This window comes from Streptomyces sp. NPDC031100 (assembly GCF_055570785.1).
Genome location: NZ_JBVIGN010000016.1, coordinates 85,600 through 104,150, shown reverse-complemented (window position 1 = coordinate 104,150; position 18,551 = coordinate 85,600). Strand labels below are relative to the sequence as shown.

General features: G+C 71.4%; 20 protein-coding genes and 1 pseudogene. 10 read left to right on the top strand and 11 right to left on the bottom strand.

The features are described 5' to 3' along the window. Positions 1-115: 115 nt before the first annotated feature. Positions 116-1,924, bottom strand: coding sequence for a hydroxysqualene dehydroxylase (locus ACZ5DS_RS35730; RefSeq protein ID WP_468246979.1), 1,809 nt, complete (start codon positions 1,922-1,924; stop codon positions 116-118). A gap of 128 nt (positions 1,925-2,052) precedes the next feature. On the opposite strand from ACZ5DS_RS35730, the pseudogene ACZ5DS_RS35725 reads away from it, so the two are divergent. Next, positions 2,053-2,133: pseudogene (locus ACZ5DS_RS35725) on the top strand (peptide deformylase); the annotation flags it as partial. Positions 2,134-2,189: 56 nt separating this feature from the next. Here the strand turns inward: ACZ5DS_RS35725 and ACZ5DS_RS35720 are convergent. Continuing rightward, entirely contained in the window at positions 2,190-3,524 is a 1,335-nt protein-coding gene (locus ACZ5DS_RS35720; RefSeq protein WP_468246977.1) for a geranylgeranyl reductase family protein, read from the bottom strand. A gap of 46 nt (positions 3,525-3,570) precedes the next feature. Here ACZ5DS_RS35720 and ACZ5DS_RS35715 point away from each other — a divergent pair, with 46 nt between their 5' ends. Next, the gene (locus ACZ5DS_RS35715; protein WP_468246974.1) at positions 3,571-4,077 is read left to right on the top strand and encodes a GNAT family N-acetyltransferase; all 507 of its coding nucleotides are present in this window, start codon (positions 3,571-3,573) and stop codon (positions 4,075-4,077) included. A 119-nt stretch (positions 4,078-4,196) separates the two neighbouring features. Beyond that, positions 4,197-4,505, top strand: coding sequence for a PASTA domain-containing protein (locus ACZ5DS_RS35710; protein WP_468246973.1), 309 nt, complete (start codon positions 4,197-4,199; stop codon positions 4,503-4,505). 24 nt (positions 4,506-4,529) lie between these two features. Here ACZ5DS_RS35710 and ACZ5DS_RS35705 read toward each other — a convergent pair whose 3' ends face one another. The 7 genes from ACZ5DS_RS35705 to ACZ5DS_RS35675 all read right to left on the bottom strand — a co-directional run bounded on the left by ACZ5DS_RS35705 (position 4,530) and on the right by ACZ5DS_RS35675 (position 11,532). Then, positions 4,530-5,225 (bottom strand): demethylmenaquinone methyltransferase, encoded by a 696-nt coding sequence (locus ACZ5DS_RS35705; RefSeq protein WP_468246970.1) that lies wholly within the window; start codon positions 5,223-5,225, stop codon positions 4,530-4,532. A 42-nt stretch (positions 5,226-5,267) separates the two neighbouring features. Beyond that, complete coding sequence (locus tag ACZ5DS_RS35700; protein ID WP_468246968.1) at positions 5,268-5,867, bottom strand: hypothetical protein; 600 nt, start codon at positions 5,865-5,867, stop codon at positions 5,268-5,270. A 7-nt stretch (positions 5,868-5,874) separates the two neighbouring features. Then, positions 5,875-7,074, bottom strand: a complete 1,200-nt coding sequence (gene mqnC, locus ACZ5DS_RS35695; RefSeq protein WP_468246966.1) for a cyclic dehypoxanthinyl futalosine synthase — start codon at positions 7,072-7,074, stop codon at positions 5,875-5,877. Between the two features lie 71 nt (positions 7,075-7,145). Continuing rightward, positions 7,146-7,874: a prepilin peptidase gene (locus ACZ5DS_RS35690; protein WP_468246963.1), complete on the bottom strand. Its 729-nt coding sequence runs from the start codon at positions 7,872-7,874 to the stop codon at positions 7,146-7,148. 41 nt (positions 7,875-7,915) lie between these two features. Next, the gene (locus tag ACZ5DS_RS35685; RefSeq protein ID WP_468246961.1) at positions 7,916-8,623 is read right to left on the bottom strand and encodes an outer membrane protein assembly factor BamB family protein; all 708 of its coding nucleotides are present in this window, start codon (positions 8,621-8,623) and stop codon (positions 7,916-7,918) included. A gap of 66 nt (positions 8,624-8,689) precedes the next feature. Continuing rightward, positions 8,690-10,627 carry a serine/threonine-protein kinase gene (locus tag ACZ5DS_RS35680; protein ID WP_468246959.1) on the bottom strand — a complete coding sequence of 646 codons (1,938 nt, stop codon included), beginning with the start codon at positions 10,625-10,627 and terminating at the stop codon, positions 8,690-8,692. 56 nt (positions 10,628-10,683) lie between these two features. Then, positions 10,684-11,532, bottom strand: a complete 849-nt coding sequence (locus ACZ5DS_RS35675) for a menaquinone biosynthetic enzyme MqnA/MqnD family protein (protein WP_468246956.1) — start codon at positions 11,530-11,532, stop codon at positions 10,684-10,686. Positions 11,533-11,819: 287 nt separating this feature from the next. Here ACZ5DS_RS35675 and ACZ5DS_RS35670 point away from each other — a divergent pair, with 287 nt between their 5' ends. Then, positions 11,820-12,023: a cold-shock protein gene (locus ACZ5DS_RS35670; RefSeq protein WP_003992177.1), complete on the top strand. Its 204-nt coding sequence runs from the start codon at positions 11,820-11,822 to the stop codon at positions 12,021-12,023. Between the two features lie 92 nt (positions 12,024-12,115). Here ACZ5DS_RS35670 and ACZ5DS_RS35665 read toward each other — a convergent pair whose 3' ends face one another. Next, entirely contained in the window at positions 12,116-12,691 is a 576-nt protein-coding gene (locus tag ACZ5DS_RS35665) for a helix-turn-helix domain-containing protein (protein ID WP_468246953.1), read from the bottom strand. Positions 12,692-12,759: 68 nt separating this feature from the next. On the opposite strand from ACZ5DS_RS35665, the gene ACZ5DS_RS35660 reads away from it, so the two are divergent. The 3 genes from ACZ5DS_RS35660 to ACZ5DS_RS35650 all read left to right on the top strand — a co-directional run bounded on the left by ACZ5DS_RS35660 (position 12,760) and on the right by ACZ5DS_RS35650 (position 14,678). Beyond that, positions 12,760-13,461, top strand: a complete 702-nt coding sequence (locus tag ACZ5DS_RS35660) for an AzlC family ABC transporter permease (RefSeq protein ID WP_468246950.1) — start codon at positions 12,760-12,762, stop codon at positions 13,459-13,461. Continuing rightward, positions 13,458-13,772, top strand: coding sequence for an AzlD domain-containing protein (locus ACZ5DS_RS35655; RefSeq protein WP_468246946.1), 315 nt, complete (start codon positions 13,458-13,460; stop codon positions 13,770-13,772). The genes ACZ5DS_RS35660 and ACZ5DS_RS35655 overlap by 4 nt, the downstream gene beginning before the upstream one ends. A 255-nt stretch (positions 13,773-14,027) precedes the next feature. Further along, positions 14,028-14,678 carry a class I SAM-dependent DNA methyltransferase gene (locus tag ACZ5DS_RS35650; RefSeq protein ID WP_468246943.1) on the top strand — a complete coding sequence of 217 codons (651 nt, stop codon included), beginning with the start codon at positions 14,028-14,030 and terminating at the stop codon, positions 14,676-14,678. Between the two features lie 58 nt (positions 14,679-14,736). Here ACZ5DS_RS35650 and ACZ5DS_RS35645 read toward each other — a convergent pair whose 3' ends face one another. Further along, complete coding sequence (locus ACZ5DS_RS35645; RefSeq protein ID WP_468246941.1) at positions 14,737-16,287, bottom strand: flavin monoamine oxidase family protein; 1,551 nt, start codon at positions 16,285-16,287, stop codon at positions 14,737-14,739. A gap of 393 nt (positions 16,288-16,680) precedes the next feature. Here ACZ5DS_RS35645 and ACZ5DS_RS35640 point away from each other — a divergent pair, with 393 nt between their 5' ends. The 3 genes from ACZ5DS_RS35640 to ACZ5DS_RS35630 are packed head-to-tail and all read left to right on the top strand — an operon-like array spanning position 16,681 to position 18,548. Then, a complete protein-coding gene (locus tag ACZ5DS_RS35640; protein WP_468246939.1) occupies positions 16,681-17,202 on the top strand; it encodes a sigma-70 family RNA polymerase sigma factor in 522 nt (173 codons plus the stop codon). Then, positions 17,199-17,891 carry a hypothetical protein gene (locus tag ACZ5DS_RS35635; protein WP_468246936.1) on the top strand — a complete coding sequence of 231 codons (693 nt, stop codon included), beginning with the start codon at positions 17,199-17,201 and terminating at the stop codon, positions 17,889-17,891. The genes ACZ5DS_RS35640 and ACZ5DS_RS35635 overlap by 4 nt, the downstream gene beginning before the upstream one ends. 30 nt (positions 17,892-17,921) lie before the next feature. Continuing rightward, positions 17,922-18,548: a hypothetical protein gene (locus tag ACZ5DS_RS35630; RefSeq protein WP_468246934.1), complete on the top strand. Its 627-nt coding sequence runs from the start codon at positions 17,922-17,924 to the stop codon at positions 18,546-18,548. The last annotated feature ends 3 nt before the right edge of the window (positions 18,549-18,551 follow it).

Here is an 18,551-nt window from a genome sequence, read left to right as displayed (position 1 = left end):
CCCGGTACGCCTCTCACACGCGTAGGGCCGCAGCCGCTCGGGGGCAGCGGCCCTTCGGGCTCATCCCGTCTCCCTCATTTCCGGGTCGATCCGGGCAGGTTCGCCCGCTTTGAGGTCATCCCAGGTCGAAGGTGTTGGGTAGCCCCAGCCGGTAGCGCAGCTCGTCGACGCGCTTGAGGGGCTCCATCTCGGGCGGGCGGAACAGCTCCCGGATCCGGCAGCGCTCGGCGCCCGAATTGTCCGCTTCCAGGAGTGCGTTGACGGCCCGTCGCGCGGACTCGTTGGCGCCCTCCATCGTCGCCAGGTCCACGTCCGTGCGGACGTAGTCGCCCGCGAGGAAGAAGTTGGGCACCGCCGTCCTCGCCGACGGACGGTTGTAGAGCGTGCCCGTGGGGTGGATGAGGAGCTGTTCGCGGTTCTGCGGGTCGGGGCCGCCCAGGCCGGTCACCGCGGGGTCCATGAACCAGCCGAGCCGGTCCTCGTCCCTGAGCGTCGTCTTGCCGGAGTCGTTCAGCCCGTCCTTCAGCTGAGCCCAGAGTTCGGCGACGATCTCGTCCTTGGTGCACTCGCGGGCCGTCTTGCCGTACAGGATGCCCGGCTTGTCCCACTCGGAGATGATCGCGGACAGACAGTCGTGGGCCTGTCCGTCCCCGTAGTCGCGCGAGAAGTCCCGTACGTCCCAGAACTGGGCCTGGCCGACGCCTGTCACCGCCCAGGGGGAGTCGAGGCAGTTGATGTGCCCGTGGACGACGGGTGTGGGCGTGCGCAGATAGAACTGGACGCCGGTCATCCAGTCGGTCTTCAGCGCGTCGCAGCGGCCGAGCTGCGGGTCGGCGGCGCGCAGGGCCCGGCCCCAGGTCGTGCGGGCATGCTCGACGGGCAGCGCGGAGACGTAGTGGTCGGCGGTGACCGTGCGCTCCTGGCCGCCGTCCCGGGCCGAGACGCGGGCGCCGGTCACCCGGCCGCCCTCGTAGACCACCTCCCGCACCTGCGTGCCGAGCACGAACGCGACGCCGAGGGAGCGCAGGTACGCCTCCCAGGGATCGATCCAGGCCTCGCTGGTCGGGGCGTTGAGGACGCGGTCGATGTCGCCGTCGCCGTCCGCGCCACGGCCGAGCAGGCCCCACAGGAGCAGGGCCTCGATGATGACGCGGCCGACCGTGCGGGTGGAGGCGATCTCGGCGCGGGTGGCCACCAGGTTGCGGGTCTGGCCGATGCCGAGGAGCACCTGGTACTCCTTGCTCATCTCGCCGGCCCGGATGAAGTCCCACCAGGCCGTCTTCTCCCACTGGTCCTCGCGGCGGGCGTCGCAGCTGGTGAGGTGGACCAGGAGCCGGTCGGTGAAATAGGCGGCCTCGTGGGCCGGGAGGCGGGTGCCGAGGTCCAGGACGGACAGGATCTGGTCGCGGAGCCAGGACGGGGTGATGTCCCCGGGTGCGGGCGGGGTGGTGACCCGGCGCAGGGGGAAGTGGAGGTCGGGGCGGCCTAAGGCGCGCGCGAACAGAGCCTCCGTGCTGCTGCGGAGGTTGTCGTGGACGCCGTTCGCGTTGCCGGGGAAGGGGATGCGGCGCATGGTGTCCGGCAGATTCCGGTAGAAGCCGGGGAAGAAGCGGAAGCCGTGTTCTCCGGGGAGTGGCTTGCGGCCGCCTGTGCCGGTGCCGGGGACGTCCATCGAGCGGGCCTTGCCGCCGAGGTGGTCGTAGTACTCGTAGACGGTGACGGCGTAGCCGCGTTCGGCGAGTTCGTGGGCGGCGCTGAGGCCGGAGACTCCGCCGCCGAGGACGGCGACCCGTTTGCCGGAGGGGGCGGCGAACGCGGTGCCGACGGTTCCTAAGGCGAGGACCGCTCCTCCGGTGGCCGCCAGGAATCGTCTGCGGGTGTTGCCGATCTTCTCCTGCGGCTCCTGCGTGTGTTCTGTTGTCATGGTCACCGGAGGGTAGGGAGAGGCTCCGCAGGCCGGAAGACCGTTTCCCGGCCGCCCACAGCATCCTCACAACACAAGGGACTCGTATCCCGCCGAATTCAGGCCCGATCCCGCCGGACGGCGGCTGAAAGGACGCACTGCGGCAGGTAGCGGACCGACGGGACGAGGTGTTCGCCCGCCGGGCCGCCAACGTCGAGGCCCTCAGCAGTTGGTGCCCCAACAGCCAACGTTCGCCCCGTGCAAACGTTGCGTGCCGGGGCACTGGTCACGCCTTCGGCGCCACCCTGCTCAGGCCGTTGATGATGCGGTCCATCGCGTCGCCGCCCGTCGGGTCGGTGAGGTTCGCGAGGAGCTTCAGGGTGAACTTCATCAGCTGCGGGTGGGTGAGGCCGCGCTGGGCGGCGATCTGCATGACCTTCGGGTTGCCGATGAGCTTCACGAAGGCGCGGCCGAGGGTGTAGTAGCCGCCGTAGGTGTCCTTGAGGACGCGTGGGTAGCGCTGCAGGGCGATCTCGCGCTGGGCGGGCGTGGCCCGCGCGTGGGCCTGGACGATGACGTCGGCGGCGATCTGGCCGGACTCCATGGCGTAGGCGATGCCCTCGCCGTTGAAGGGGTTCACCAGGCCGCCGGCGTCGCCGACGAGCAGCAGCCCGCGCGTGTAGTGCGGCTGGCGGTTGAAGGCCATGGGCAGGGCGGCGCCCCGGATCGGGCCGGTCATGTTCTCGGGGGTGTAGCCCCAGTCCTCGGGCATGGAGGCGCACCAGGCCTTGAGGATCTCGCGCCAGTCCAGCTCCTTGAAGGAGGCGGAGGTGTTGAGGACGCCGAGGCCGACGTTGGAGGTGCCGTCGCCCATGCCGAAGATCCAGCCGTAGCCGGGCAGCAGGCGGTCCTGGGGGCCGCGGCGGTCCCACAGCTCCAGCCAGGACTCCAGGTAGTCGTCGTCGTGGCGGGGGCTCTCGAAATACGTCCGGACGGCGACGCCCATCGGGCGGTCCTCGCGGCGGTGCAGGCCCATCGCGAGGGAGAGACGGGTGGAGTTGCCGTCGGCGGCGACGACCAGCGGGGCGTGGAAGGTGACCTCACGCCTCTCCTCGCCGAGCTTGGCCGTCACGCCGGTGATGCGGCCGGTGCGGTCGTCGATGACGGGGCCGCTGACGTTGCACAGCTCGAAGAGCCGCGCTCCGGCCTTCTGGGCCTGGCGGGCGAGCTGCTCGTCGAAGTCGTCGCGCTTGCGGACGAGGCCGTAGTTCGGGTACGAGGCGAGATCCGGCCAGTCCAGCTGGAGTCGGGAGCCGCCGCCGATGATGCGCAGGCCCTTGTTGCGCAGCCAGCCGGCCTCCTCGGAGATGTCGATGCCCATCGCCACGAGTTGCTTGACCGCGCGCGGGGTCAGCCCGTCGCCGCAGACCTTCTCCCGCGGGAACTCGGTCTTCTCCAGGAGGAGCACGTCGAGTCCGGCCTTGGCGAGGTGGTAGGCGGTGGTGGAGCCGGCTGGCCCCGCGCCCACGACGATCACATCGGCGGTGTTGTCGGAGAGGGGCTCGGTCACGGCGGGATCTCCCCAAGGTTCGAAATCTGCGTGCCGACCGGCACTGGACATGGGCAGTCTATTCAGCAGAATTGATCACCGACTGAAGGGCTGCCCCGTGAACGAAGCTCTCCCCGCAGTAAGCCTGCGCGTGCCCACGGACGAGGACGCGTTCGCCTGGCACCAGGTCTTCGACGACCCCGAGGTCATGGAGTTCCACGGCGGTCGCTCCGCCGAACTCTCGGTCTACGAGGAGCTGACCGCGCGCCAGCGCCGGCACGACGCCGAGCGGGGATTCTGTCTGTGGTCGGTGCTGGACGGGTCCGGTGACGTCGTCGGTTTCACCGGGGCGCAGCCGTGGCCGCACGCATGGGGGCCGTCGGGCGAGATCGAGATCGGCTGGCGGCTCGGCCGGGCGCACTGGGGGCGGGGATACGCGACAGCGGCCGCCGACGAGACGCTCGCACGGCTGCGGGCGGCGGGGGTGCCGAGCGTGGTGGCGATGGTCGACGCGCGCAACGAGCGCTCCATCGCGGTCACCCGGCGGCTGGGCATGCGGCTCGCGGAGACGTTCGTGACGCCGAACTCGGGCCGGGAAGGGCGCTGCTACCGACTCGATCTGTGACGCAGAGTAATCTTCTGTTACAGAAAGCCACATGGCGCTTCCGGGCGGCACGCGACCGAGTTACCCTGCCAGTACCGCTGGGGGTGACATCTGTGCGTATAACACCCAAAACACCCGAAGTGCGCGTTCCTCGTCTGGTCGGTCTCATGGCCATGGACGCGCGCGAAACGGCCCGGGCGCAGGGCCTGTTGCTCAACGCGCCGGACCGCCCGGACTTCCACCTCACGGTCGTCGACTACGTCGTACGCCAGTACCCGCAGCCCGGCGCCGAGGTGCCGCGGGAGTCGATGGTGTACGTGTGGTTCGACTTCGGTGAGGGAGAGGGCGGCGGGGGCGTGCGCGAGCCACGCATCCCGCGGCCGCCGAGGGGCGGTATCCGACGCGAACTGGGCGAGCCCGGGGACGCCTTCGAGATGATCAACCGGTGAGACACCGGCCCCCGCCGGAGGGACTCAGCTCTCCTTGAAGCCGCGGTGCAGCGCGACCACACCGCCGGTGAGGTTGCGCCACGCCACCTTCGACCAGCCCGCCTTGCGCAGCCGCTCGGCGAGGGAGGGCTGGTCGGGCCAGGCGCGGATGGACTCGGCGAGGTAGACGTACGCGTCCGGGTTCGAGGACACCGCGCGTGCGACCGGCGGCAGGGCCCGCATCAGGTACTCGGTGTAGACGGTCCGGAAGGGCCTCCACGTCGGGTGCGAGAACTCGCAGATCACCACGCGGCCGCCGGGCCGGGTCACCCGGTACATCTCGCGCAGGCCCGCGTCGAAGTCCTGCACGTTGCGCAGCCCGAAGGAGATCGTGACGGCGTCGAAGGTGTCGTCCTTGAACGGCAGCCTCGTCGCGTCGCCCGCCGTGAACGGCAGCCAGGTGTGCTTCTTCTTGCCGACCTGGAGCATCCCGAGGGAGAAGTCGCAGGGGACCACGTACGCGCCCGTCTGCGCGAAGGGCAGCGAGGAGGTCGCCGTACCGGCCGCGAGGTCGAGGATCTTCTGCGCGGGGCGCGCGTCGACCGCCTTCGCCACCTCCTTGCGCCAGCGCCGGTCCTGGCCGAGCGACAGCACGTCGTTCGTCAGGTCGTACCGTTCCGCCACGTCGTCGAACATCGAGGCGACTTCGTGCGGCTGCTTGTTCAGGGAAGCGCGGGTCACCCGCCCATTGTTGCAGCCCGGGTGCACGGGACCACGCGCGGCTCAGCGGCCCCGGTACACCAACCGCCCGCCGATCACGGTCGCCACGCAGGTTCCGGCGCCGCGGCGGACCAGTTCGGCGCGGTCCGCGACGTCGAACACGGCGAAGCGAGCGGGCCCGCCGGGGACGAGCCTCGGCAGCAGGATCAGCGGGGTCGGGGACAGCGCCGCCGGGCCCGGAAGGCGGTCGGGCCGCTGCCCCACCGCGAGCCCGGCCCTGCGCACCGCGTCGACCACGGCCCGCGACCGCAACTCCCCGGCCACCGCCACCGTGCCGTGCGCCAGCATCCGCTGCACCCCGCGTCGCGCGCTCGCGCCCAGGCGCGCGGGATCACTGCGGAAGATCTCCCTCGCCCGCGCCCCGCCGATGGGCTCGGTGCCGAGGACGTCGGCCTCGCGCGGGTCGGGGAAGTAGGTGGCCTCCAGCAGCTCCGGACCGTACGGGTTCAGCAGCCCCGGGGTGAGGATGCCGGGCCAGCGCCGCACCCTCGCCCGGGGCTCGGCGGCGGCCAGTTCCTCGTACGGGCCGACGGCGGCGACGGACGCCCCGTCGACCAGAACGGCCACCTCCGGAGACCGCTCGGCGAGGTGAAGTGTCAGCACGGTGGACCTAGTTGGACGCCAGCAGCTTCAGCTCGGGATGCGCGGTCCCGCCCTCGATCGCCGTCGACGAGATGTGCGACATCACCCGCTCGTCGACAGGGTCGTTCGCCGGGTCGTCGTGCACGACGAGGTGCTCGTAGGTCGTGGCGCGCTGCGCCGGGACACGGCCCGCCTTGCGGATGAGGTCGATGATCTCGAGCCGGTTGGAGCGGTGCTTGGCGCCGGCCGAGGAGACCACGTTCTCCTCCAGCATGATCGAGCCGAGGTCGTCCGCGCCGTAGTGCAGGGACAGCTGGCCGACCTCCTTGCCGGTGGTCAGCCACGAGCCCTGGATGTGCTGGACGTTGTCGAGGAACAGGCGGGCGATGGCGATCATCCGCAGGTACTCGAAGAGGGTCGCCTGGGTGCGGCCCTTCAGGTGGTTGTTCTCGGGCTGGTAGGTGTACGGGATGAAGGCCCGGAAGCCGCCCGTGCGGTCCTGGACGTCCCGGATCATGCGCAGGTGCTCGATGCGCTCGGCGTTGGTCTCGCCCGTGCCCATGAGCATGGTGGACGTGGACTCCACGCCCAGCCTGTGCGCGGTCTCCATGATCTCCAGCCAGCGCTCGCCGCTCTCCTTGAGGGGCGCAATGGCCTTGCGGGGGCGCTCGGGGAGGAGTTCCGCGCCGGCGCCGGCGAAGGAGTCGAGGCCGGCCTCGTGGATCCGGGTGATGGCTTCCTCGACCGACACTCCGGAGATACGGGCCATGTGCTCGACCTCGGAGGCGCCGAGCGAGTGGATCACCAGCTGCGGGAAGGCGTCCTTGATGGCCTTGAAGTGCTTCTCGTAGTACTCGACGCCGTAGTCCGGGTGGTGGCCGCCCTGGAACATGATCTGGGTGCCGCCCAGCTCCACGGTCTCCGCGCACCGGCGCAGGATGTCGTCGAGGTCGCGGGTCCAGCCCTTGGCGGTGTCCTTGGGGGCCGCGTAGAAGGCGCAGAACTTGCACGCCGTGACGCACACGTTCGTGTAGTTGATGTTGCGCTCGATGATGTACGTCGCGATGTGCTCGATACCCGCGTACTTGCGGCGGCGTACGGCGTCGGCGGCGGCGCCCAGCGCGTGCAGCGGGGCGTCGCGGTAGAGGACGAGCGCCTCTTCCGGGGTGATCCGCCCACCCGCAGCGGCACGGTCGAGGACAGCCTGGAGGTCGGCCTTCTCGGTCACCAGAGGTCCCTTTCGTCAAGGGTTGTGGACGGACTGATCCAGCCTACGCCAGGGCTTTCGGCCGCCCGCGCTCAGGCCGTGTACGCGCCGATCAGCAGGCCGGCGAGGCCGCCCGCGAGGAGGAAGGGCCCGAACGGGATCGCCGTCTTGCGGCCCACCCGCCGGGCGACGACGAGCGCACCGCCGTACAGGGCGCCGAACGCGAACCCGGCGAACGTGCCGAGCAGGACCGTCGGCCAGCCGTACCAGCCGAGGACGGCGCCCGTGCCGAGCGCGAGCTTCACATCACCGAAGCCCATGCCGGCCGGGTTGACGAGCCAGAGCACGTAGTAGCCACCGCCGAGCGCGAGGGCGCCGTACAGCGCGGTGAGCCAGTGGCCGGCGTGCTCGGGCAGCAGCGCGGCCCCGCCGAGCAGCGCGAGCCCGGCGGCCGCGAGCGGCAGGGTCAGCGGGTCGGGCAGCCGCCGCACCCGCAGGTCCACGGCGGCCAGCAGCACCCACACCGGCGCGAGCAGCAGCCAGACCCCCAGCTCGGGGCGGGTACCGGTGGCGGCGGCGAGAACGGCGCAGGTGAGCGCGGTGGCGGTGACGAAGGGGACCACGGACGAGTCGTACGACGTCTGCGCGCACTCCCCGCACCGCGCCCGTCCGAGCCACCCGCGGATCAGGTGGCCGTCCGGGCACCGCTGCCGCCACGGCTCCTGCTCCGGGACGGCGAAGCGGTACGCGGCCCGGGGCAGCAGCGCCCCCGCTGCCGCACCCCACAACGCGGCGAGGAGGACCAACGCGCCCATGCTCATGGGGAGATCCTAGGGAGTGCGGCCGACGGGCGGGGCCGGTCTCAGACGGCCGGCATCGCGTAGACCTCCTGACCGCCGGTCACCAGCAGCCGGCTGCCCGAAAGGGCGATCTGCCAGTAGTCGGTGGCGTCCGTGTTGTCGACCCAGGTCCAGCGCACCTTGCCGGTCTTGGCCTCCAGGGCGATGATGCCGCCGCCGATCGCACCGGCGGCCGCGTACAGCGTCGTCCCGGCCCTCAGGAACGACTCCCTCGCCGCGCGGTTGCCCTCCGCGCAGAGCCAGATCCGCCGGGCGTCCTTGATGTCGACGGCCCACAGGCCGCGGTCGAAGTCACTCACGTACACGACGCCGTCGATCACGGTGGGGTTGTGGAAGCCGCGGCGGCCGTTCGGCGACAGCGTCCAGCGGGTGCTGCCCGTCCCGAGCTCCACGGCCGTCAGTTTCTCGCCCGGCAGGAACACCACCCCGTCGGAGGCCGTGGGCTGCCAGCTCCAGTCGTCGCCGATCTTCTTGGTCCACAGCTGCTCGCCGGTGGCGGTGTCGCGCACGGTGAGGTTGTGGTTGGAGTCGGCGTAGACGAGGTACTTGCCGGAGACCGCGCCATAGACGTCGTAGTCCTTGGTGCCCCAGTCGCGCCGCTGCAGCCACACGGTCCTGCCCGTGGTGTGGCTGACGGCCGCCACGGCCGTGCGGTACTTGGTGGGGCTCTTCGCCTGGCCGTAGTCGGTCGTTTGCCGACGCAGACACACAGTAGTGACAGCAGGGGAAGGTGGGGTGACGGGGGCGTTCCGCCGGGGGCCTTCGACGCAGCCGGGCTAACCGACCTTGGACATCCGGGACACCGGGTTACCCTCGGCCGAACTCTCCGCGGAGTACCGGAGGTCGTCGCCGACCGGCGTCAACTCCACCGGGTGCGGGGCGGGGTCGCAGCCGGGGTGGTTGCCCTTGGCGCCCACCGAGGTCGCCACGATCCGGGTCGCCGTCACCTGCTTCAGGGTGAGGATGTCGGTGCAGACAGCGCCGAGCTGGTCGGTCTGCTGGAGCCGCCCCAACTCCTCGCCGACGCCCGCCTGGTGGACGGTGAGCCGGAAGGTGCCCGCGGGCAGGCTGCCGCCGAGTACGGTGGCCTGGCCTTCCCAGGTGCCGAGGTAGCGGGCCGGGATCGCCTTCCCCGTGCCGCCGCTCGCGCTGGGTGCCGGGGACTTCGGGCCGGCGGTGGCGCTCGGCTGCGCCGAGTAGGCGTCGGACGCTCCAGTTCCGGACGAGGCGGAGCGGGAGGCGGCCGGTGCGCTGCCTGCCGCCGAGTCGTGGTCACCACCGGCCCACGGCTGCAGCAGCGCTCCGAGCCCTACGACCGCGCCGGCCAGCGCCCCCGCCACGGCCAGCGCGACGGTGCAGCTCACCCGCCGCCCGCGCCCGCTCTCCCCCGGCCCGGAGGTCGCCGCCACACTGACGCTGACCTTGCCGGGACCGGGCACGTCGGCGGACTCCACGCCGCCCGGCATGCCCGAGGCCCCCGCGTGCCCGGCCGACGCCCCCGAGGAGTCGGCCGGTGTCCCGGACGGCACACCCGGAACTCCAGGCTCCACAGCCGGTTTCCCAAGCGGCACACCCGGAACCCCCGGAGTCACAACCGCAGCCCCGGACGGAGTCATCACCGGAGCCGGCCCGAACTGCCCCGCCACCGACGCAGCCCCACCCGCAGCCACCCCGAACTGCCCCGCGCCCGAGCAAGACTCCCCCGGCAGCGAACCCGACGGCACCCCGGCCACCCCGGGCACCCCCGATCCCCCGCCCACCGAGGGGCTGCCGAACTCCACCGGGCCCGACGGCGCCGTATCCGTCGTCTCCCGATCCGTCGTCTCCAGGTTCAGGAGGTGTACGGCGCTGCGGCTGACCTGTTCCACCAGGGCGCCCGGGAGCCAGCCGCCCGCGATCAGGCGGGCGGCGCCGTCGGGGGCGAGCCGGCTGGCCAGCTCGGCGGGGGTCGGGCGGGCCGCCGGGTCCTTCGCCAGGCAGGCGCCCGCGACCTCCCGCAACTCTCCACTCAGGGAGCCGAGTTCCGGCTCCTCGTGGACGACCTTGTAGAGCAGCGCGGCCGAGGAGTCGCCGGGGAAGGGGGGCTCGCCGGTCGCCGCGTAGGCCAGGACCGCGCCTAGGGAGAAGACGTCGGCCGCCCCGGTGACGCCTTTGCCGAGGATCTGCTCGGGGGACATGTAGCCGGGCGAGCCGACGGAGACGCCGGTCGAGGTGAGGGACGCCGTACCGTCCGTGGCCCGGGCGATGCCGAAGTCGATCAGCCGCGGGCCGTCCAGGGTCAGCAGGACGTTGGAGGGCTTCACGTCCCGGTGGACGAGGTCCAGTTCGTGCACCGCGGCGAGCGCCTCGGCGAGGCCCGCGCCCAGGGCCCGTACCGTGTGCGGGGGCAGCGGGCCGCCGTCCTTGACGGCCGCGGCGAGGGAGGGCCCGGCCACGAAGGCGGTGGCGACCCACGGCACGGCGGCCTCCGGGTCCGCGTCCAGGACCGCCGCGGTCCAGGCGCCGCCGACCCGGCGGGCGGCCGCCACCTCGCGCCGGAACCGGGCGCGGAACTCCTCGTCCAGCGCGAGGTGCGGATGCACGATCTTCACGGCGACCGTACGGCCGCCCGCGCTGCGGCCCAGGTAGACCCGGCCCATGCCGCCGGAGCCGAGCCGGCCGAGCAGCCGGTAGGGCCCGACGGCGGCCGGTTCGTCGGCTCCGAGCGGCTGCATGGCGTCCACCTCTCCCCCCTCAACGCCTCACTGCCCGCAGCGTAGTGCCGCAGCGATTACGGCTGCAGCAGGTCCACCGTCACGTCCGCCGGGAAGCCGGTCGTCGGGCCGACCCGGCGGGCGAACTCGGCGACCGCGGCCAGCTGCGGGCCGCCGAAGCTGAAGTCGAGGGTGGTGAAGTACCGCTCCAGGATCGCCTCGTCGAAGGCCTCCCAGCGCGAGGCCTGTTCGGCGACCTTGCCGACCTCCTCCAGGGAGAGGTTGCGGGAGGCGAGGAAGGCCTCGTGGACCTGGCGGGTGAGGGCCGGTTCGCGTTCCAGGTAGTCGCGCCGGGCCGCCCAGACCGCGAAGACGAACGGCAGGCCGGTCCACTCCTTCCACATGGCCCCGAGGTCGTGGACGTCCAGGCCGAGCTTGGGCCCGTAGTGCAGGTTGGCGCGCAGGGCGGCGTCGCCGATCAGTACGGCGGCCTCCGCCTCCTGCATCATCAGGCCGAGGTCGGGCGGGCAGGTGTAGTAGTCGGGCTGCACGCCGTACCGCTCGGCCAGCAGGAGCTGGGCGAGGCGCACCGAGGTGCGCGAGGTCGAGCCGAGGGCCACCCGGGCGCCGTCCAGCCGGTCGAGCGGGACCTGCGAGACGATCACACAGGACATCACCGGGCCGTCGCAGCCGACGGCGATGTCCGGGAAGGCGACCAGGTCGTCGGCGTTGCGCAGGAACTCGACGAGGGTGACGGGCCCGATGTCGAGGTCGCCGCGCACCAGCTGCTCGCTGAGCTTCTCAGGGGTGTCCTTGGTCAGCTCGAAGTCGAGGAGCGTGCCCGTTCTCGCGAGCCCCCAGTAGAGGGGCAGGCAGTTCAGGAACTGGATGTGGCCTACGCGCGGCCGGGTGCGAGGATTGTCCACATCGCGAGACTAGACCCCGTCCTGTACCGTGCTGAGACCGGCCCCACCGTCAACCCACCCGTCCGGCGGTTCAAACATCCGGGTGACATGATCTTGACCTCTATTGCTTTCGGCTGCCTGCGTGCTAGGCTCGCCGCAAGTTGCAGTTTGGTTTCCCTTGCAGTACAGAGCCTGCGGAGCATGTGACCGCGGGCTCTCGTCGTTTTCAGACGAATGCAGTTGTGCAGCACCGTTTCGCACGTGCAGGTTCTGGAGCAGGGCAACCCTTTTGAGCCCAAGGAGGGCTTATGGCTACCGGAACCGTGAAGTGGTTCAACGCCGAAAAGGGCTTTGGCTTCATCGCCCAGGAGGGCGGCGGCCCCGACGTCTTCGTTCACTACTCCGCGATCAACGCCTCCGGCTTCCGCTCCCTCGAGGAGAACCAGCAGGTGAGCTTCGACGTGACGCAGGGCCCGAAGGGTCCGCAGGCGGAGAACGTCACCCCCGTCTGATCACTGCCTGATCGCAGAACCTGAGTGCAGTACCCAAGGAGCCCCGCGCCGCAAGGCGACGGGGCTCCTGCCTTTTCCCGTTCATTTCCGGTTCACGTGTGCTGCATGATCAGCACGAACTTCGTTCCGGCGGCGAGCGCTTCGTAGGTGTGCGGCACATCGCCGCGGTAGGACATGTAGTCCCCGGGCGCCAGTTCGACCGCCTCCCCGCGCGGTCCCGCCTTGACTCCTCCCTCTGCGACCACGATGTGCTCCGTGGTCCCGGGAATGTGCGGCTCGGAATCCCTTACGGTTCCGGGTTCCAGCCGGACGTAATAGATATCCCGCCGGGCGCCCGGCGGGCTCGCGGAGAGCAGCGTGGCCAGATAGCTGGACTGCTCGGAGTGGACCGTGGGCCCCGCGCCGGCCCGGATCACCTGGACGGCGGGCGCGGGCGGCTCCACGAGTGCGCTGAAGGGCACCCCGAGGGCGACCGCCAGCGCCCAGATGGTCTCCATGCTCGGATTCCCGCTCGCCGCCTCCAGCTGGGACAGCGTGGACTTCGCGATCCCGGCGCGCTTGGCCAGCTCGGACAGGGACAGCCCGGTGCGGGTGCGCTCGCGCTTCAGGGACGCGGCGATCCACTCCATCGGGAGCCGGGCGGGGGGCCCGGACGGCGCCTCGGACATGTCGTTCGCTCCATCGGTACGATCGTTCGCCTTGACGGACAGGGCGTCCGGTGTTCATTGTAGGAAACATGCGTTCGCTGCTCCGAACATCCGGTCCCGAGGACGGCTCGCTGGTCCGGGACAGTTCCCTCGTCTGGCTGGCCAGCGGCATCGTCGGCATCTCCTTCGGCGCGGTCTCCGTGGCCGGCGGGCTGCCGATGTGGGTACCGGTGGTGATGTCGCTGGTGGTGTACGCCGGGTCGGCCCAGTTCAGCGCGGTCGGGGTACTGCTCGCCGGGGGCGGGCCGGTCGCGGCTGCGGCCACCGGCCTGCTTCTGAACACCCGTACGGCCGCCTTCAGCCTCGCCGTGGCGGACATCCTCGGCACCAGCCGCGCCGCCCGTCTCCTCGGCGCCCACCTGGTCACCGACGAGACGGTCGCCTTCGCCCTGGCCCAGTCCGACCCGGTACGGCAGCGCCGGGCGTTCTGGATCTCCGGGCTCGGCCTCTTCGCCGTATGGAACACGGGCGTGCTGGGGGGCGCGCTGGCCGGCCGCGCGCTGGGTGACACCGCCCGCTACGGCCTCGACGCGGCCTTCCCCGCCGTCCTGGTGGCCCTGGTGCTGCCGAGCCTGCGGGCCGACGCTGCGGTACGGCGCTGTGCCCTGCTCGGTGCCGCCCTGGCCCTGGCCGCGACGCCCGCGGTCCCGGCCGGGGTGCCGGTGCTGCTCGCGCTGGCGGGGCTGCTGCTGCACCGCCGCTCCGCCGGAGCCGACGGAGCTGCCGCATGAGCGCCACGGTCGCCGTGATCCTGGCCCTGGCGGTCGGCACGTACGCCTTCCGTCTGGTGGGGCCCCTGCTGCACGGCCGGGTGACGGTCCCGGCCCGGGTGCAGGAGCTGGCGTCGGCGGGGGCGATCGTCCTGCTCGTCGCCCTGCTGGCCACGGGCGCCCTGACCGAGGGCGGGGGTTTCGCGGGCTGGGCCCGCCCGGCCGGGGTGCTGGCCGGGGCGGTGCTGGCCTGGCGCCGGGCGTCGTTCGCCGTGGTGGTTCTGGGCGCGGCCGTAACGACCGCGGTACTGCGGCTGGCCGGGGTGGCGTAGGCGCCGTGTCGGCATCCACCAGGGGGCTCCGCCCCCTGGACCCCCGGCCTATGCCCACCCACCACCCGACTCGGTCGGCTGAGAAGTGGCCTCCACGACTGTCGGTACGCGACTCGGCCCGCCCACAAGCGACCGCCACCACCCCCAGCCCCCGACTCGGCCCACCCACAAACAACCACCACCCCCAGCCCCCGACTCGGCCCGCCGACGAGTGGCCGTCGCGGCTGTCAGTACCCCCGACTACGGTCGCCTCCCATGACCGACACCCACGAACTCCTCGCCGCCACCCGCACCTTCTACGACGCCGTCGCCGACGACTATGCCGAGCACTTCCGGGAGCCACTCGCCACCAGGCCCCTGGACCGGGCCCTGCTCGCCGCCTATGCCGAACTCGTCGGACCCGACGGGACGGTGGCCGACCTCGGCTGCGGGCCCGGGCGGGTCACCGCGCACCTCGCCTCCCTCGGCCTGGACGTCTTCGGGCTCGACCTGTCCGCGTCCATGCTGGCGGTCGCCCGCCGCGAGCACCCGGAGCTGCGCTTCGAGCAGGGCTCCATGCTGGACCTCGCCCTCGCGGACGGCGCGCTGGCCGGTGTCGTCTCCTGGTACTCGGCCATCCACACTCCGGTGGACCGACTGCCTGTGCTCTTCGCCGAGTTCCACCGCGTCCTGGCCCCCGGCGGCCACCTCCTGCTCGCCTTCCAGGCCGGGGACAAGCCCCTCCGGATCGACGGCCCCTGGGGCCATCCGGTGGCGCTGGACTTCCACCGGCGCCACCCCGAGCAGGTGGCGGAGCTGCTTACCGGCGCCGGTTTCGCGCTCGACTCCCGCACGGTGCGCGCACGCGACGAGCGCCTCGGCGAATCGGCCCCCCAGGCCTTCCTGTTCGCCCGGAAGCCCGCCTAGGTCCGGTCACAGGACACTCGGCAGGCACTCAGGCGGAGCGGTGACCGCCATGACCGGCTCACCGCGCGCCGCGAGGCTGCCTCAAGTCTGCCAGGATCTCGTTGGCGGCACGCTCGCCCGTCTCGACGGCCCCGTTCAGGAAGCCCTGGAAGTCGATCGACGTGTGCTCGCCGGCGAAGTGGCAGTTCCCCTCCCGCTCGCGCTCGACCCCTGCGAACCTCGTGTACTGACCCACCTTCCAGTACGAGTACGACCCCTTCGTCCACGGGTTGCCGAGCCAGAAGTCGATCGTCGCGCGGCCGTTCCACTGCGCGCTGATCCCGGGCAGGACAGGCTCGATCTGGCGGAGGAACTGACGCGCCCGGGTTTGGGGTGTGCCGGTGCCGAAGCTCGCCCCGATCGTGCCTCCTGTGTAGTCGACGAGGATGCCGGAGGCTCCCGGCTGGGCGCGGCTCACGTCCCAGGTGCTCTGGTAGCCGGTGTCGGCGAACGTCTCGCCGTTGGAACCGAGACCTTCCCAGTGCCTTGTCCTGAACTGGAGGTGCAGCTTCGAGTTCGTGCCCATGCCCAGCTCGGCGATCGCCGTCCGCTTGAGGGCCTTGAAGCCGGCCTGTGTGAAGTCGACCGACGAGCGGAGGATCGAGAACGGCAGCGCGAGCACGACCTTGTCGGCCACGACGTCCTTCACGTTGGTCCCCTGCTGGAAGGACAGCGTGTAGGTGCCGTCCGTGTTCAGCCTGATCGCGACGAGCTCGGAGCCGAGCGTGATCTGCCCCGGGAGGGTCGCCGCCAGGCGGGCCGGGATCTGATCGTTGCCGCCTGCCACGTGGTACTTCTCGTTCGAGGCGCCGAAGATGCGCAGCTGCCCCTGACCGCGGTAGCCGAGCAGGTAGATGAGGTTGAGCGAGCTCTGCCGGCTCGTCTCGGCTCCGTACTCGATGTTGTACGCGACATCCAGCAGTTGACCGAGCTTCGAGCCGATTCCGCCGGGCACGCTTTCGTTGATCCAGTCGACGATCGACATCTGGTCCAGCTGGCGCCCGCGCGGGGTGCTGCTCGTGTAGAGGGTCGGGTAGCCGGCCGCCACGACGTCCGAGTGCAGCTTCCTCCACACCTGTCTCAGGTCAGCGGCCGCCTGCGCGAACGAGTAGGGGGCTCCGTCGAAGAAACCGAGCGACTCGGTGTCGTTCTGCTCCGCTGCCAGGAGGTTGTCCAGCTTGAGGCCAAGCTCTTGCGTGAGTTGGCGGATCGCGGTGTGGCCCTGGTCGATCAGCTCGCCGCCGTGCTCGGCGAGCTGCCCGTCCGCAAACGCTCCGCGGAGCGTCCAGCAGCGGCCACCCACCCGGTCGGAGGCCTCGTGCACCTGCGCGGTATAGCCGGCCTGCTTCAGCCGGTAGGCCGTGGTGAGGCCCGCGAGCCCCGCGCCGACGACCACGATCCGGGGCGCCGTCGCCGCACTCGCCGGCGCCTGCCCTGGATAGTTCGCGCTCGCGGCGGCGAGTCCGAGCACCCCCGCATGTCGAAGCAGCCCCCGCCGCGTCAGGCCACGAGGAGCGCTCAGCGCGGCGGCCAAGTCCTGGAGTGATTGTGCAAGCGGCGTGCGAGCCATGGGTCTTCCCTCGAGATGGTGGCGGCACAGAAGGGGAATGATGATTTCGGCATGAAATACCCTTTTCCCGAACAATTCTCTCCCCGGCACACCCAGAGAGCCGGAAGCGACACCCCAGGCAGGAAGGCCTTTCCCTTCCAGGGGTATCTGGCGACCTCGCGCGATCGACGAGGCCGGTCAACCGCCCAGAGGCAGTACCTCCACCGAGCTCAAGGGCGTGAAGGTGTCGTCCCGGCCGCCGACGGCGTAGACCGGGGCCCGTGGTGCCCCTCTCGCGTGTGTGCGGCTCCCGTGCGGGACCGCCACGACCGCCCCGTCGAACTCATCGGTCGCAAGGCCCCAACCAGACGGGCGAGTTGTTCGTGATACCGGGTGAAGGGGATCGGAGGGGATGTGGCCGAATGGTCGAGGCTGCTGTCCGAGCTCGCGCAGGAGCGTGGCGCGGAGCTGAACCGGTACGGCTTCCTGCTGTGCGGCGACCGCGCGGAGGCCGCCGACCTGGTTCAGGAGGCACTGGTACGGGTCTTCTCCCGGCCTCGCCGTGCGTGGGAACTGGGGGAGGCGGAGGCATACGTACGCCGCACGATGCTCAACCGCTACCTGGACCTGCACCGGCGCCGCGCCCGTTGGATCCGCGCGCTGCCACGGCTCGTGTCCTCGGCGCCGGTCGCCGACCACAGCACGGACGTCCTGCACCGGATCGACCTCATGGACGCCATGCGCGGACTGTCGCCGAGGCAGCGGGCCTGCGTGGTGCTCCGTTACTACGAGGACAGGTCCACCGCGGACATCGCGGCGCGGCTCGGCTGCGGTGAAGGCACGGTCAAGCGTCATCTGAGCGACGCGCTGGCACGGCTGGGCGCCCAACTGCGGCCACCACAGCATCACGTCGCGGAGGAAAGGCTGGAGACATGAACCCCGAGGACCTGCGCGAACAGTTGCTGGCCGCCGCGCACCGCACACCGCCACCGGAGATCGACACCGAGCGCGTGCGGACCCGGGTGCGCAGGCGCAGGCGCGCCCGCTACACCGCCGTGGCCGGGGCGGGCCTGGCCGTGGCCGCCGCGGTGGTGCTGAACACGCTGCCGTCCGCCTCCACACCGGAGACCAAGACACCGGCGGACTCCTCGATCAGGCAGCCCTGGGCGGCGAGTAGCGCAGCTCCGGGACTCCCGGACCACACCTGCGGCGCGAGAATTCCGGCGAGTACCGGCCGCGGAGCCGTGACCGTACGCATCTCCGATGTGCGCGCGGCCCCGGACGGAGCCCCGCAGGTCACCTACGCGGTGAACGCGACCGCCCCGGCGGTCCTGTCCGGCGAGCCACTGGTTCTCGTCCTGAAGGACGGCCGGGTCGTGGCCGGTCAGGACCCCTCCGGACCGGCATCCGAGAACACCGCGCATCAGGTGACCATCACCCCCGACCGTCCGCACCGCGCCCGGCTCGCGCCCGTGCCGGGCCGTCCCTGCGCTGGAACCTCCTGGAGCTCGGTGTGGAAGGACGGCTACGAAGTGGCCGTCGTCCTCGCCGCCCAGCAGACCGAGCCCTCCGGTACCCGGGCCCCTGATCCATTGATCGTCGCCCGTGCCCCGCTGTCCGAATGAACGGCCTCTCGACATCTCATGGAGGAACTCATGCGCCGCACCCTGCTGCCCGCCGTCCCCGTCCTGCTGCTCGCCCTCGCCGGATGCGGGGGGAATTCCGACGCGGCGACCGATGATCCGGCCCACCCCGCCCCGACCACCACCTCCCCGCCGGTGAAGCTCCAGGACCGCTCCCTGCCCTGCGGGAGCACCATCGCACCTCCAGTCCGCGTCAGCGGCCCCGATGAATCCCTGCCGCTGACCATCACGTCCCTGCGGCGCCAAGGCTCCACGCTGCGAACCACCTACAAGATCACCGCCCACGACCGGACACAGGCACTCCTCCTGCCGATCGTCGATGTCCCGCCCACGGCTCTCGTGCTCAAGCACGGCGTCATCGTCGGCCGCCAGAAGCCCGTCGCCCACACTGGTCCGGTCCGCCTGTCGGCCCTCCTGTACCCCGTCGGCCGGCGCCCCTACACCAAGTCCCTGACGGTCGACAGCCTCTGCACCGGCACCACATGGTCCGACATGGACAAGCACCCCGGCGACTACCAGGTGGTCGTCGTGATGTCGGTCCAGCCGGACGGACCGCCCTCCGACAAGCAGCCCGCAGACGGTGTCCACCCGCTGCCCCTCCTCGAAGCCACCCGCGACATCTCCACGAAGGGCCGGTGAACG

Coding starts and splice junctions, on each gene's coding strand:
- ACZ5DS_RS35730 (WP_468246979.1), bottom strand. CDS start 1,924: ATGACAACAGAACACACGCAGGAGCCGCAGGAGAAGATCGGCAACACC.
- ACZ5DS_RS35630 (WP_468246934.1), top strand. CDS start 17,922: ATGCGCCGCACCCTGCTGCCCGCCGTCCCCGTCCTGCTGCTCGCCCTC.
- ACZ5DS_RS35670 (WP_003992177.1), top strand. CDS start 11,820: ATGGCTACCGGAACCGTGAAGTGGTTCAACGCCGAAAAGGGCTTTGGC.
- ACZ5DS_RS35645 (WP_468246941.1), bottom strand. CDS start 16,287: ATGGCTCGCACGCCGCTTGCACAATCACTCCAGGACTTGGCCGCCGCG.
- ACZ5DS_RS35635 (WP_468246936.1), top strand. CDS start 17,199: ATGAACCCCGAGGACCTGCGCGAACAGTTGCTGGCCGCCGCGCACCGC.
- ACZ5DS_RS35665 (WP_468246953.1), bottom strand. CDS start 12,691: ATGTCCGAGGCGCCGTCCGGGCCCCCCGCCCGGCTCCCGATGGAGTGG.
- ACZ5DS_RS35720 (WP_468246977.1), bottom strand. CDS start 3,524: ATGTCCAGTGCCGGTCGGCACGCAGATTTCGAACCTTGGGGAGATCCC.
- ACZ5DS_RS35660 (WP_468246950.1), top strand. CDS start 12,760: ATGCGTTCGCTGCTCCGAACATCCGGTCCCGAGGACGGCTCGCTGGTC.
- ACZ5DS_RS35655 (WP_468246946.1), top strand. CDS start 13,458: ATGAGCGCCACGGTCGCCGTGATCCTGGCCCTGGCGGTCGGCACGTAC.
- ACZ5DS_RS35680 (WP_468246959.1), bottom strand. CDS start 10,627: ATGCAGCCGCTCGGAGCCGACGAACCGGCCGCCGTCGGGCCCTACCGG.
- ACZ5DS_RS35650 (WP_468246943.1), top strand. CDS start 14,028: ATGACCGACACCCACGAACTCCTCGCCGCCACCCGCACCTTCTACGAC.
- ACZ5DS_RS35690 (WP_468246963.1), bottom strand. CDS start 7,874: ATGAGCATGGGCGCGTTGGTCCTCCTCGCCGCGTTGTGGGGTGCGGCA.